The following is a 13708-nucleotide window of genomic DNA, read 5'->3' on the forward strand; positions in this document are numbered from 1 at the left end:
CGGCACCGAACGGACGCGTTAATGCGTGACGCCGTTCTGCACCGCGCCTTCCTGGCCGCCCATTTGCGCGAGACGTTGCTCGTACAGCGCCTGGAAGTTGATTTCAGCGAGGTGGATCGGCGGGAAGCCTGCGCGGGTGATCGCGTCGGCGATGTTCGAGCGCAGGTACGGAAACAGGATCGTCGGGCAGGCAATGCCGACCAGCGGGTCGATCTGTTCAGCCGGAATGTTGCGGATGTCGAAAATGCCGGCTTGCTTGGCTTCGATCAGGAACGCGACCTTGTCCGACACCTTGGCCGTGACCGTGCCCGTCACGAGGATTTCGAACACGGTGTCGGCGAGGCGCTCGGCCTTCACGTCGACTTCGACTTCGACCGACGGCATTTCCTGCTCGAGGAAGATGCCCGGCGAATTCGGCTGCTCGAGCGACATGTCCTTCAGGTAGATGCGCTGGATGTTGAAAAACGGCTGGTTGTTCTCGTCGGACATGATTGTGTGATTCCCTGATAGGTATGCATGGCGGCGGCCCATGGCTTCACGGGCCGCCAGATCGTTGCGGCGCGTGCCCGCCCTCGAAGTTGCCCTCGCAGGGCCGGCATGCGCCGACTTGTATTTCACCTGCCCAATCCACGCGCCGGCCGGCGCATGAGCAGGGCAGCTCTTCGTTCAGGCAGCCTCGAGCAGAGGCATCAAACCGCCCGCGCGATCGAGCGCGGACAGATCATCGTACCCGCCGACATGCGTCTCGCCGATGAACACCTGCGGCACCGTGCGGCGACCGGTCCGGGTCATCATTTCTTCACGACGGGCCGGGTCTTTGTCGATCAGTACCTTTTCAACGTGCTCGACGCCGCGCGACTTTAAAAGACGTTCGGCCATCTGGCAATACGGGCACACCTGCGTGCTGTACATGATCACTTTGTTCACTTGGCTGCTCCTTGTTTCACAACCGGCATACCGGCCTTCTGCCAGGCGTCGACACCACCGTCGAGAACATGGACTTCGGCGTATCCGGCATCCTGCACGATACGCGCTGCCTTGTTCGACTGCTGGCCGGTCTGGCACACCAGCAACACCGGGTTGTTCTTGTTCTTCACGAGCTGCGTGACTTTCGCCTGCAACTCTGCAAATTCAAGGTTCCGCGCCGCGGGCAGATGGCCCTTGGCAAACTCGGCGGACGAACGCAGATCGACGACCGCCGCGTTGCGCCGGTTGATCAGTTGGGTCGCTTCCGCGGCCGACAGGCCACCGCGGCCACGCCGGCTGATCGTCGGCCACAGCAGCAACCCACCGGAGATGAGGACGATTGCGATCAGTACAAGGTTTGTGTAATCAGTGAAAAACTTCACGGAAAATCCGCCGAAAAAGAGAGAAATCGAAAAGGGCAATCCACCCATTATAAAATAACCGTCTGACGCGATGGCGGCGCTCCTCCAGAGGACCCTCGCAACGCTTTACCGCTTCCTTACTACCGACCGGCAATCTCATGTACAAACTCGTTCTCATCCGCCACGGCGAATCGACGTGGAACAAGGAAAACCGCTTCACTGGCTGGGTCGACGTCGACCTGACCGAGCAGGGTAACCGTGAAGCGCAGCAAGCGGGCGTGCTGCTGAAGGAATCGGGCTATTCGTTCGATATCGCCTACACGTCGGTGCTCAAGCGCGCGATCCGCACCCTGTGGCACGTACAGGACCAGATGGACCTGATGTATCTGCCGGTGGTGCATTCGTGGCGCCTGAACGAACGCCACTACGGCGCGCTGTCGGGTCTGAACAAGGCCGAAACCGCCGCCAAATTCGGCGACGAACAGGTGCTGGTCTGGCGCCGCAGCTACGACACGCCGCCGCCGGCGCTCGATCCGTCTGACGAGCGCGCGCCCTACGGCGATCCGCGCTACGCCAAGGTGCCGCGCGAGCAATTGCCGCTCACCGAGTGCCTGAAGGATACCGTCGCGCGCGTTCTGCCGTTGTGGAACGAGTCGATTGCGCCGGCGATCAAGTCGGGCCGCAAGGTCGTGATCGCCGCGCACGGCAACTCGATCCGCGCCATGGTGAAGTATCTCGACAACATTTCGGACGACGACATCGTCGGCCTGAATATCCCGAACGGCGTGCCGCTCGTCTATGAGCTCGACGAAAACCTGAAGCCGATCAAGCACTACTATCTGGGCGACCAGGACGCGATTGCCAAGGCGCAAGCCGCCGTGGCCAAGCAGGGCAAGGCGGGCTAAGCCCGTCCCCCAACCGCAACCCAGGGTTAAAAAATGCCGCAGGGTTGCAGCAAATGGGCCGCGCCGGCAACGGATACCAGCCGGCGTGGCCCAAATCGTACAAGCGCGCCATCTGGCTGCCATCTTGCTGTTACCGCACATTACTTCGTCACCCCGGCGCCTGACTCAAGAACCAGGCCTCGCCGAGGTTGTCGAATCACGATAGCCTGTGCTGCGCCCTGACTGGGCGGGTGTGCAGTTATACTTGTCCGTCCCCATCTCTATCGACGCTGCCACGCGCTTCCGACCGCAACAGACTCTATGCGAAAGAACCTGAAAAATATCGGCCTGATTGCCGCGGGCCTTGCTACCGGCGTATTCGCCACCCTGCAACTCTCCGCCTCGGCCCAGCAACCCGCCAGCGCCGCCTCGAGCGCCGTTGCACCATTGCCGCTGGACCAGCTCAGGCTGTTTGCCGAAGTTTTCGGGCAAATCAAGCATGAGTACGTCGAACCGGTCGACGACAAGAAGCTGCTCACCGCCGCGATCAAGGGCATGGTGTCCAGCCTCGACCCGCACTCGTCGTATCTCGACAAGACCGATTACGAAGAACTGCAGGAGCAGACCAAGGGTCGCTTCGCGGGTCTCGGCATCGAAATTTCGTCCGAAGACGGCCTGATCAAGGTGATCTCGCCGATTGAAGACACGCCGGCATTCCGCGCGGGCATCCGTCCGGGCGACCTGATCACCCGCATCAACGACAAACCCGTGCGCGGCATGACGCTCGATCAGGCCGTCAAGCAGATGCGCGGCGATCCGGGCACCAAGGTCACGCTGACCATCTTCCGCAAGACCGACGACCGCACGTTCCCGCTCACGGTCACGCGCGCGATCATCAAGGTCCAATCGGTCAAGATGAAGATCCTGGCGCCGGGCTACGCGTATATCCGCATCACCAGCTTCCAGGAACGCACCACGCCTGATCTGGCCGCGAGACTGCAGGACATCGCCCGTCAACAGCCGAACCTGAAGGGTCTCGTGCTCGACCTGCGCAATAACGGCGGCGGTCTGCTGCAAAGCGCGGTCGGCGTGGCCGGCGCGTTCCTGCCGCCGAATTCGGTTGTGGTGTCCACCAACGGCCAGATTCCGGATTCGAAGCAGGTCTATCGCGACACGTACGATAACTACCGCCTGCAATCGTTCGACAGCGATCCGCTGAAAGACGAAGCACCGATCTTCAAGACCGTGCCGATGATCGTGCTGACCAACGCCTACTCGGCGTCGGCTTCGGAAATCGTCGCGGGCGCGCTGCAGGATCAGCATCGTGCGCTGATCGTCGGCAAGACCACGTTCGGCAAGGGTTCGGTGCAAACCGTGCGCCCGATGACGGCCGACACGGCACTGCGTCTGACCACGGCGTACTACTACACGCCGAGCGGCCGTTCGATCCAGAACAAGGGCATCCGTCCTGACATCGCGGTCGATCAGTACGCCGAAGGCGATCCGGACGACGCACTGGTTACCCGCGAAGTCGACTACTCGAACCACCTTGCGAACACGCAGGACCCGAACGAGAAGAAGGAAGCCGAACAGCGCGAACAGGAACGCATGGACCAACTGCGCCAGCTTGAAGAGCAGAACGACAAGAAGACGCCGGAACAGCGTCAGAAGGATCGTGAGCGCAAGCCGGTCGAGTTCGGTTCGACCGACGACTTCATGCTGCAACAGGCGCTGAACAAGCTGGAAGGCAAGCCGGTGCAGGAATCGAAGTCGCTGACCGAGCGGCGTCTGGCGCAGAACAAGCCGGCAACCTCGGCGTCCGCGCCGGTCGCGGTGAAGCCGACGCAACCGGTGCCGGGCGCAGCAACCCCGGTCCCAGCCTCGACGCCTGCCGCGCAAAGCAACTAAGCAGCAAACCCAACGTGCCTTCGCAGCCGGTTCGGCTGCGAAGGCACGTCGCCGTAGACGCTGGCGTGTGCATTGCATTGGCCAATGACCGATGACCAATACCCGGCCCCAGCACGAACCCTCGTCCCCTCGCGCGATTAAAATAACGAAACCGCGCATGACAGGCCACCGGGCCTGCACTTCATTGCGCGACACTCCACGCGCCCCGCCATGAATGACGATCAACTCCTCCGCTATTCCCGCCATATCCTCGTCGACGAAATCGGTATTGAGGCGCAGCAGCGCTTTATCGACGCGCACGCGATCATCGTCGGCGCGGGCGGCCTCGGGTCGCCTGCGGCGATGTATCTGGCGGCAGCGGGCGTCGGCCGCTTGACGCTGGTCGATGCCGATACGGTCGATCTGACCAATCTGCAGCGGCAGATTCTGCACGTGAGTGCGTCGGTCGGGCGCAAGAAGGTGGAGTCCGGGCGCGACGCGATCGCCCAGATCAATCCCGAGGTGGTGGTATACGCGGTCGCCGAACGCGTCGACGATGCATGGCTCGATCGCGAAGTGCCGCACGCCACCGTCGTGCTCGATTGCACCGATAACTTCGCGACCCGCCACGCGATCAACCGGGCGTGCGTGAAACACGGCGTGCCGCTGGTGTCGGGTGCGGCGCTGCGCTTCGACGGCCAGATCAGCACCTTCGATTTCCGCGATGAAACGTCGCCCTGCTACGCCTGCGTCTTCCCCGAGGATCAGCCGTTCGAAGAGGTTGCGTGCTCGACCATGGGTGTATTCGCGCCCACGGTCGGCATCATCGGTTCGATGCAAGCGGCTGAAGCACTGAAAGTGATCGGTGAAATCGGCGCGCCGCTGGTAGGCCGCCTCACGATGCTCGATTCGCTGCGAATGGAATGGAACACCATGCGCATTGCGCGCCAGCCGGATTGCCCGGTATGTGGGCAACAACACCAGGCCTGACTGAATTCAGACTGGACTCCAAATGAAAAACGCCGCACATGTGCGGCGTTTTCCGTTTGAACCTAAGCGCTTCCCAGCTTCAGGCAAGCACGACGCGCTTGAGCGCCGCCTGCACTTCTTCCGGTTCGAACGAAGCCAGTACATCGGCCACCGGCTTCTCGAGCGTCTTCAGGTGCGAGCGCAGGACCTCCTGCTTAACCACCAGCAACTGGCTCGGATGCATCGAAAACTCGGTGAGCCCCATGCCGAGCAACAGACGCGTCAACGCCGGATCGCCCGCCATCTCGCCACACACCGACACCGGCACGCCCGCCCGCTTCGCCTCGCGCAGCGTGAAGGCGATCAGATGCAGCACCGCCGGGTGCAGCGGGTCGTACAGATGAGCGACCGAGTTATCCGCGCGATCGATCGCCAGCGTGTACTGGATCAGATCGTTCGTGCCAATCGACAGAAAATCCAGCCGCTTGAGAAACAACGGCAACGCAATCGCGGCGGCCGGAATCTCGATCATCGCGCCGACCTGCACGTTCGGATCGTAGGCCATGCCGGCATCGTCGAGCTGCCGCTTGGCTTCGCGAATCAGATCGAGTGTCTGATCGATCTCCTGCGCGTGCGCGAGCATCGGGATCAGGATCTTCACCTTGCCGAACGCCGACGCGCGCAGGATAGCGCGCAGTTGTGTCAGGAACATTTGCGGCTCGGAGAGGCTCCAGCGAATCGCTCTGAGCCCCAAGGCGGGGTTCGGTGCGGTTTCGTAGCCGTCGCCACCGGCCATCGAATCGAGCGGCTTGTCGGCGCCGACGTCGATCGTACGGATCGTCACCGGCAAGCCGTTCATCAGCTCGACCGCGCGACGGTAGGCAGCAAACTGCTCCTCCTCTTCCGGCAGGTGGTGCTTGTGGTTCATGAACAGGAACTCGGTGCGAAACAGGCCCACGCCAGTCGCGCCCGAATCGACCGCGGCACGCGCGTCCTCCGGCAATTCGATGTTCGCGCACAGTTCGATGCGGGTGCCGCACAGCGTCTGCGTAGGCGAGAACTTCAGCCGTTGCAGCTTGCGCTGCTCAAGCGCCTTCTCGCTCTGCCGATATGAGTACTCTTCCAGCACGATCGGCGCGGGATCCACGATCACGATGCCGTGATCGCCGTCGACAATGATCAGGTCGTCCTGCCGGATCAGCGCGCTTGCATGCTGTACGCCGACCGCAGCCGGAATGCCGAGGCTGCGCGCAACGATCGCCGTGTGCGAAGTCCGTCCGCCGAGATCGGTGACAAAACCCTGAAACGTTTGCGTTTTGAATTGCATCATGTCGGCCGGCGCGATGTCGTGCGCGACCACGATCATTTCGTCGCACGTACCGTGCACGCCGCCCACCAGCGCTCCCGACGCGCCGGCGAGCGCCTTCAGCACGCGCTCCACCACCTGTTCGATGTCGGCTTTGCGCTCGCGCAGGTATTCGTCTTCGATGTCGTCGAAATGGCGCGACAGGCGCTCGAGCTGTTCAGTCAGCGCCCACTCGACGTTGTAGCGGCGCGTACGGATCAGATCGATGGTTTCCTGCACGAGCATCGCATCGTTCAGGATCATTGAATGAACGTTGATGAACGCGCCCATTTCGCTCGGCGCATCCGCAGCAAGATCGGCGCGCAACGCGTCGAGCTCTTCATGCACCTGTTGTTGGCCCGTGCGGAAACGCTCGATCTCGCCCTCGATCTGAGCGGGTTCGATCAAATAGTGGTCTACGTCAAGTGCAGCCGGGGCGATCAGGTAAGCCCGCCCGATGGCGATACCGCGTGACACGGGAATTCCATGCAGCGTGAATGACACGCGCACCTCCTCTAGTTGTGTGATGCCGCGGCAAACCGCTGCAATGCTCTCAGACTCTCATTGTCATTATAAATTCCGTGCCCTTTGCAAGTACGTCCGGGCTGTGTGCAGCGCAGCACGAAATACCGTAACCAGTCACGACAATGCGCCTTCATTGGCCTTGCGCTCCGGCAACGCTCGCCCGCTGCCGACGGCACAATCGGCGCAATCGGCACATGCACGTTCGCACCACGCATGTGCCGATTGTCTCGCGCTAAAAAAAATGCCGCGGACAGTCGCGGCATTTTGCGTCAGGCAAGAAGAACGCGTGAATTCACTGACCTTCGCCAAACTTATCAGCAATCAGTTTCAACAATGCGTTCATGGCTTCCTGCTCGTCGGTGCCTTCAGTTTCGATCAGCACCGTGCTGCCTATACCCGCGGCTAGCATCATCACGCCCATGATGCTCTTGGCGTTGATACGGCGGCCATTGCGGCTCATCCAGATTTCCGCCTGGTAGTTGCCCGCGAGTTGCGTCAACTTGGCCGACGCGCGCGCGTGCAGCCCCAGCTTGTTCACAATAGTCGTTTCCTGTTGCAGCATGTGATGGTCCGAAGCGCGGGTGAATGTTGTGGTGAAAGGTGAAACTGCAAACCAGCTGCAAACGGGTCGCAACCCGAAAGCAATCGTTTAAAGCCGTGCGACCCGTTTACAACCCGGTCGAACCCGCTTTTTGAGTCAGGTCGGCCTCGGCCGGCAACGCGGGCAAACAGTCCGTGGCAGCGGCAGCGGGCGGCAAAGCCGGCAAACAGTCGCTGCACCCCGCAGGCGGCGCAACGGGTGCCGGCGTGGCAGGCCCGATTGCGTGCACACCCTTGGTGGCTCCGGCAAGCGCCTTGTCGACCAACGTGTCGAGCGGCGTAGCGCGATAACAAACCGCGCGCACCAGCATCGGCAGATTGACGCCGCATAGTACGCGGACGTCCGGCAGCGTAGCTAGCCGCCCGGCAATATTCGCCGGCGTAGCGCCGAACATGTCGGTGAGCACGAGCGCGCCGTTTTCCTCCTTGAGCCGCTCGATTTCCGAATGCGCGAACGCAACCTGCTGTACGGGATCACAATCCGGCGATACGTCGATCACGCCGATGCGAGCCGGCAAGCCACCGTAGATGTGCGAAATACAATCGCGCAACGCGGTGGCGAGCGGAGCGTGCGCAATGATCAGAATGCCTGCCATGTCAGCCTTACTGCAAAAAGATCGGCCCCGAACCGTGGACCGGGACCAAGCCCGGTTCGTAAGCGCCCTCGACCGGCCGTGGGTCGTGAGAGCCGGAACACATTATCTGGCGAGCGGCCCGCGCCGCCAGATGCCGCGACGGCGTTGGCGGAAAACAACTCGCCTACAGTCCGCAATCCATGCCTGCAGCGCCTCGCAGACGCCCTCGATTCGGCTTGGCGCGGGAGAGCGGGCATTGTAGCAGGCTCATTTTCGTGCCAAAGCAGGCGTTTCGCTTGATGCGGATTTACTACACAGTTTGGGGGCCATGGCGGCCATTCAAGAGCTTCGCCTCAAGCTGCCGCGCGCTCCAGAGCGTCGATGAACATGGCGGCGACGTCGAAACCGGTCTGATCCATGATCTCGCGGAAACACGTCGGGCTCGTCACGTTCACCTCGGTGAGCCAGTCCCCGATCGCATCCAGTCCAACCAGCAGCAAACCGCGCGCGGCCAACACCGGCGCGAGGGTATCGGCGATCTTGCGGTCGTGCTCGGTGAGCGGCCGCGCCACCCCCAGTCCACCAGCCGCGAGGTTGCCGCGCACTTCATTGCCCTGCGGAATCCGCGCGAGCGAAAACGGCACCGCTTCGCCGCCGATCAGCAGAATCCGCTTGTCACCCTCCTTGATCTCGGGGATGAACTTTTGCGCCATCACCGAGCGCGCGCCGTCGTGGCTCAGCATCTCGATGATCGAGCCGAGGTTCATGCCGTCGGCCTTCACACGAAACACGCCCATGCCGCCCATGCCGTCGAGCGGCTTCAGGATCACGTCGCCGTGTTCTTCATGGAAAGCGCGCAACCGGGCGGCGTCGCGCGTCACCAACGTGGGCGCGACGAACTGTCCGAACTCGCCGATCGCCAGTTTTTCCGAATGATCGCGTATGGCCTGCGGCTTGTTGAAAATGCGCGCGCCGCCGCGCTCGGCCATTTCCAGCAGCCACGTCGACGTCACGTATTCCATATCGAACGGCGGGTCTTTGCGCATCACCACCGCGCTGAAACTCTTCAGCGATTTAGGCGCGGCCGCTTCGGCGGCGTACCAGGCGTCGCGATGCAGGTCCGTCACGTCGCCGACGATCGCAAAGCGCTGCACGCTCGCCTCGACGTCGCCGCCCGTCCACGCCAGATGCTTCGGCTCGCAGGTGTAGAGCGTATGGCCGCGCCGCGCGGCCTCGGCCATCATCGCGTAGGTCGAGTCTTTGTAGATTTTGAACTGCGTAAGCGGATCGGCGATGAAAAGAATGTCCATGTGGATTCCGGTGCGCCCTTGGGGCTTGGCATTGATCGTCAATATAGTCGCTGAAAATGACGATGGCGGCACACACGCCGCCATCGTCCGCTTCGCGAGATTTAAACCTGAATCGCTTCCGGATCGGTTTTTTCCAGTTCGACCGATGCGGCCAGCAAGCCGAGCCGCGCCACTACGCCGTACATATAGAAGCGGTTCGGCACCGCCGCGCCGGGTTTGGCGTGCGCATCCGGCAACGCCGTATGTTCGAAGCCGAGCGGCACGAAGTGCATGCCGGGCGCGTTCAGATTCTGATCGCGCTCGCGGCTGCCGTGCACGCGGTAGAAGCCGCCCACCACATAACGGTCGATCATATACACCACCGGCTCGGCGACTTCCTCGCCGATGCGCTCGAAGGTGTACACGCCTTCCTGCACGATCACGTCATGCACTTCGAGGCCGTCTTTGGTGGCGGCCATCTTGGCGCGTTCGCGCTTGGTCAGCGCGGCCACTTCCGACGCGTCGTGCACGGTCATCACGCCCATTCCATAGGTGCCCGCATCCGACTTGATGACAACATACGGTTTCTCGGAAATGCCGTACTCGCGATACTTCTTGGCAATCTTCTTCAGCACACCGTCGATCGCATCGGCCAGCGCTTCTTCACCGGTGCGTTCCTGGAAATCGACCCCTTCGACATGCGCGAAATACGGATTGATCATCCACGGATCGATCTCGACCATCTTCGCGAACTTCTTCGCGACGTCGTCATAACAGGAGAAGTGCGTCGATTTGCGGCGCACGGCCCAGCCGGCATGCAGCGGCGGCAGCAGGTACTGCTCGTGCAGATTCTCCAGCACCGGCGGAATCCCGCCCGACAGGTCATTGTTCAGCAGAATCGAGCACGGGTCGAAATTCTTCAGGCCAAGGCGCCGCTGCGACCGTTCGAGCGGTTCGAGCACCAGCTTCTGCCCGTCGGACAGCGCAATCGTGACCGGCCCGACGATGCTTTCATCGAGCGTGCCGAAGCGCACGTTCAAGCCGGCCTGGCGCATGATCGCAGCCAGACGGGCGACATTCTCGAGATAAAACGCGTTGCGTGTATGGCGCTCCGGAATCACCAGCAGGTTCTTCGCGTCCGGGCAGATCTTCTCGATCGACGCCATCGCGGCCTGCACGGCGAGCGGCAGCACTTCCTGCGGCAGATTGTTGAATGCGCCGGGAAACAGATTGGTGTCGACCGGCGCGAGCTTGAACCCCGCGTTACGCAGATCGACTGAACAGTAGAACGGCGGCGTGTGCTCCTGCCATTCGAGCCGGAACCAGCGTTCGATGGCGGGTGTGGCGTCGAGGATCTTCCGCTCGAGGTCGAGCAGCGGGCCGTTTAACGCCGTAACTAGGTGCGGAACCATTGATCACTCGCAGACTGGAGAAAAAAGATTGTAGAGCAAATGCTTTGTCCATTTGGGGACGGTTTCTCCATTCGCAAGCGGATGCGAATGCATTCTCGCTATCGCGATGATAGGCAGGGGAATCTGCTGTTTACAAGATAGGCCGCAATAAAAAAGCCCGCCATAAAGGCGGGCCAAAATCGCTGCGCTTGTTTGTGATCCACAAGCCCCTGAGGCTTGCAGGGGAATCCTTATTCGACGTGTTCGCCGTGCAGGCTCACGTCCAGACCTTCGCGTTCCTGTTCTTCCGTCACGCGGATGCCCATCACCATGTCAATCACCTTCAGCAGGATGTAGCTCACCACGCCGCTGTAGATCAGCGTTGTCAGCACGCCCTTGGCTTGCAGGATGACGCTGCCGTCCGCGCCGCCGATGTCCTTGACCGCGAACACGCCGGTCAGAAGCGCACCCACGATACCGCCGATGCAGTGCACGCCGAACGCGTCGAGCGAGTCGTCGTAACCGAGCTTGTGCTTGAGCCACGTAGCCGACCAGAAGCAGATGACGCCTGCCGCGATGCCGATCACCAGCGACCCCGTCATGCCGACGAAGCCCGAAGCCGGCGTAATCGCCACCAGACCTGCCACGGCACCCGACACGATACCGAGCACCGACGGCTTACCCTTGGTTGCCCATTCGGCGAACATCCATGCGAGTGCTGCCGCTGCGGTTGCCACTTGCGTTGCGAACATCGCGAAACCGGCACGGCCGTCTGCCGCCACTGCCGAACCCGCGTTGAAGCCGAACCAGCCGACCCACAGCATGGCGCCACCGATCAGCGTGAGCGTCAGGTTGTGCGGCGCCATCGCTTCCTTGCCGTAGCCGACACGCTTGCCGAGCACCAGAGCGCAGACCAGCGCCGCGATACCGGCGTTGATGTGCACCACCGTGCCGCCCGCGAAGTCGAGGATGCCCGCGCTAGCCAGCCAGCCGGTCGGTTCCCAGACCATGTGCGCGATCGGCGAGTAGACGATGATCGACCACAGCGTCATGAACACCAGCATCGCCGAGAACTTCATGCGATCGGCAAACGCACCCGTGATCAGTGCCGGGGTAATGATCGCGAACGTCATCTGATAGACGACGTAGACCGTTTCCGGGATCGTCGGGGCGAGGTGGCTGACGGTCAGCGTCGTGGCCTTGTCGCCCTTGATGTAGTTCATGCCGGCCATGAAGAAGCGCGAGAAGCCGCCGATGAACGAGTTACCCGGCGTGAAGGCGAGCGTGTAGCCCACCACGACCCAGATGATCGACACGAGGCAGGTGATCGCGAAGCTTTGCATCAGGATCGCGAGCACGCTCTTCTTGCGGACCATGCCGCCGTAGAACAGTGCCAGGCCCGGGATCGTCATGAACAGCACGAGCGCGGTGGAGGTCAGCATCCAGGCGGTGTCGCCCGAATTGATCTTCGACGAATCGACCGAGAACGGCGCGGTCGGTGCGGCAGGCGCGGCGTCCGATGCTGCCGGCGCGGCTGCGGCGGCGCTGGCAGCCGGTGCGGCGGAAGCGTCAGCGGCCGGTGCCGAAGCCGCGGCGGCAGCAGGAGCTGCCGAAGCGTCCGGTGCCGGCGCGCTCGCCGTCGTATCGGAAGCCGGTGCCGAGGCGGCTGCGGGGGCGGAAGCGTCGTCCGCGAGGGCGGCGCCGATACCGCCCGCGAGCAGCGAACCGGCCATCAGCAAGGACATCATTAATTTGCGCATCTTCGTTTCCTCTTGTCGCTATCTGTGTCGCTATCTTTTGGTATTACAGAGCGTCCGCGCCGGTCTCCCCGGTGCGAATCCGAATCACCTGCTCGATCGGGGTGACGAAAATCTTGCCGTCGCCGATCTTGCCGGTGCGTGCCGCGCGCTCGAGCGCTTCGATCGCCTGGTCGACGATGTCGTCCGAGACAGCCGCCTCGATCTTCACCTTCGGCAGGAAATCGACGACGTATTCGGCGCCCCGATACAGTTCCGTGTGGCCCTTCTGACGACCGAAACCTTTGACTTCCGTCACCGTGATGCCTGAGACGCCGATGGCCGACAAGGCTTCGCGCGCCTCATCGAGCTTGAACGGCTTGATGATTGCGGTAATGAGTTTCATGAAATCCCTCGCTAAGTTGCGTAACCCGTTGCGTAACCCTGTTTGCGTACCTGTAACCCGTTCGCGTGGTCTCGATCCGCTGCCGGTAAAAAGCACCCGGCAGTGCGCGCCGGGCAGTAACAGCAACTCGCGTGCCATGTTGTGTCAGACTTCGCCTCAGGGCCTGTCGTAAAAGGGGCGCAAGCGGCCCTGGCCGGATGGCCAACGTTGACGGGGCAAGCTGGCGTGGCGCATGGATCGTTGCTAGAGTGTTCGAAGGCTTTTAACGCTGGGGCGCGCACCAAACGGGCTCATGCGGCGGCGACAGCCAATCGGTCATGCACCAAGACGGCCCATTCGGCGTAACAAAGCACAGGCGCAACGAAACATGCACATTTTTTGTGCACCAAAGGGAACACCATGAAACAACCGAACGATGTCTTTAACGATTTTCAGGCTCGCATGAGCGAGCTGTTCAAGAACTCGCCGGCCAAAGATGTCGAACGCAACGTGAAGGCCATGCTGTCGCAGGGCTTTTCCAAGCTCGACCTGGTCACGCGTGAGGAATTCGATACGCAGACCCAGGTGCTGGTGCGCACCCGCGCGCGCCTGGAAGAGCTGGAGCGCCGCGTCGCCGAGCTCGAACAGAAGCTGCCGGTCACGACGCAAACGTCCTGAGGCTTTGCTCGCAGCGCTTTAGCTGCGTAGTGCTGCACATCACTGGCAAGCGAGCCGTGACGTCATCAGCGTTTTAGGGAACACGCGCGCCCCCGGCGCGCCGTTCGACGGGAGAA

14 protein-coding genes are annotated in these 13708 nt (G+C 62.0%); 4 read left to right on the top strand and 10 right to left on the bottom strand.

Annotated elements, in window-relative coordinates:
• Positions 1-18 precede the first annotated feature (18 nt).
• The 3 genes from secB to BCY88_RS11635 form a co-directional block, all read right to left on the bottom strand.
• A complete protein-coding gene (gene secB, locus BCY88_RS11625) occupies positions 19-489 on the bottom strand; it encodes a protein-export chaperone SecB (RefSeq protein WP_028199036.1) in 471 nt (156 codons plus the stop codon).
• 177 nt (positions 490-666) lie between these two features.
• Positions 667-927, bottom strand: a complete 261-nt coding sequence (gene grxC / locus BCY88_RS11630) for a glutaredoxin 3 (protein WP_028199035.1) — start codon at positions 925-927, stop codon at positions 667-669.
• On the bottom strand, positions 924-1349 hold the full coding sequence (locus BCY88_RS11635) for a rhodanese-like domain-containing protein (RefSeq protein WP_120344461.1): 426 nt from the start codon (positions 1347-1349) through the stop codon (positions 924-926). The genes grxC and BCY88_RS11635 overlap by 4 nt, the downstream gene beginning before the upstream one ends.
• A gap of 137 nt (positions 1350-1486) precedes the next feature.
• On the opposite strand from BCY88_RS11635, the gene gpmA reads away from it, so the two are divergent.
• From gpmA to BCY88_RS11650, 3 genes are all read left to right on the top strand, one after another.
• The gene (gpmA, locus tag BCY88_RS11640; RefSeq protein WP_120344389.1) at positions 1487-2233 is read left to right on the top strand and encodes a 2,3-diphosphoglycerate-dependent phosphoglycerate mutase; all 747 of its coding nucleotides are present in this window, start codon (positions 1487-1489) and stop codon (positions 2231-2233) included.
• 300 nt (positions 2234-2533) lie between these two features.
• Positions 2534-4120: a S41 family peptidase gene (locus BCY88_RS11645; RefSeq protein ID WP_120344390.1), complete on the top strand. Its 1587-nt coding sequence runs from the start codon at positions 2534-2536 to the stop codon at positions 4118-4120.
• 210 nt (positions 4121-4330) lie between these two features.
• Entirely contained in the window at positions 4331-5089 is a 759-nt protein-coding gene (locus tag BCY88_RS11650; protein ID WP_120344391.1) for a HesA/MoeB/ThiF family protein, read from the top strand.
• A gap of 79 nt (positions 5090-5168) precedes the next feature.
• Here BCY88_RS11650 and ptsP read toward each other — a convergent pair whose 3' ends face one another.
• The 7 genes from ptsP to BCY88_RS11685 form a co-directional block, all read right to left on the bottom strand.
• A complete protein-coding gene (gene ptsP, locus BCY88_RS11655; RefSeq protein ID WP_120344392.1) occupies positions 5169-6917 on the bottom strand; it encodes a phosphoenolpyruvate--protein phosphotransferase in 1749 nt (582 codons plus the stop codon).
• Between the two features lie 313 nt (positions 6918-7230).
• On the bottom strand, positions 7231-7500 hold the full coding sequence (locus BCY88_RS11660; RefSeq protein WP_120344393.1) for an HPr family phosphocarrier protein: 270 nt from the start codon (positions 7498-7500) through the stop codon (positions 7231-7233).
• 106 nt (positions 7501-7606) lie between these two features.
• Positions 7607-8134, bottom strand: coding sequence for a PTS sugar transporter subunit IIA (locus BCY88_RS11665; protein WP_120344394.1), 528 nt, complete (start codon positions 8132-8134; stop codon positions 7607-7609).
• A 332-nt stretch (positions 8135-8466) separates the two neighbouring features.
• Positions 8467-9423 (bottom strand): glutathione synthase, encoded by a 957-nt coding sequence (gene gshB / locus BCY88_RS11670; protein WP_120344395.1) that lies wholly within the window; start codon positions 9421-9423, stop codon positions 8467-8469.
• Positions 9424-9524: 101 nt separating this feature from the next.
• Entirely contained in the window at positions 9525-10814 is a 1290-nt protein-coding gene (gene gshA, locus BCY88_RS11675) for a glutamate--cysteine ligase (protein ID WP_028199027.1), read from the bottom strand.
• A gap of 230 nt (positions 10815-11044) precedes the next feature.
• Positions 11045-12553, bottom strand: a complete 1509-nt coding sequence (locus tag BCY88_RS11680) for an ammonium transporter (protein ID WP_120344396.1) — start codon at positions 12551-12553, stop codon at positions 11045-11047.
• A gap of 43 nt (positions 12554-12596) precedes the next feature.
• On the bottom strand, positions 12597-12935 hold the full coding sequence (locus BCY88_RS11685; RefSeq protein ID WP_006048089.1) for a P-II family nitrogen regulator: 339 nt from the start codon (positions 12933-12935) through the stop codon (positions 12597-12599).
• 399 nt (positions 12936-13334) lie between these two features.
• Here BCY88_RS11685 and BCY88_RS11690 point away from each other — a divergent pair, with 399 nt between their 5' ends.
• On the top strand, positions 13335-13592 hold the full coding sequence (locus BCY88_RS11690; protein WP_074285568.1) for an accessory factor UbiK family protein: 258 nt from the start codon (positions 13335-13337) through the stop codon (positions 13590-13592).
• Positions 13593-13708 lie beyond the last annotated feature (116 nt).

It is taken from the genome of Paraburkholderia fungorum, from assembly GCF_003610895.1.
Classification (GTDB): domain Bacteria; phylum Pseudomonadota; class Gammaproteobacteria; order Burkholderiales; family Burkholderiaceae; genus Paraburkholderia; species Paraburkholderia fungorum_B.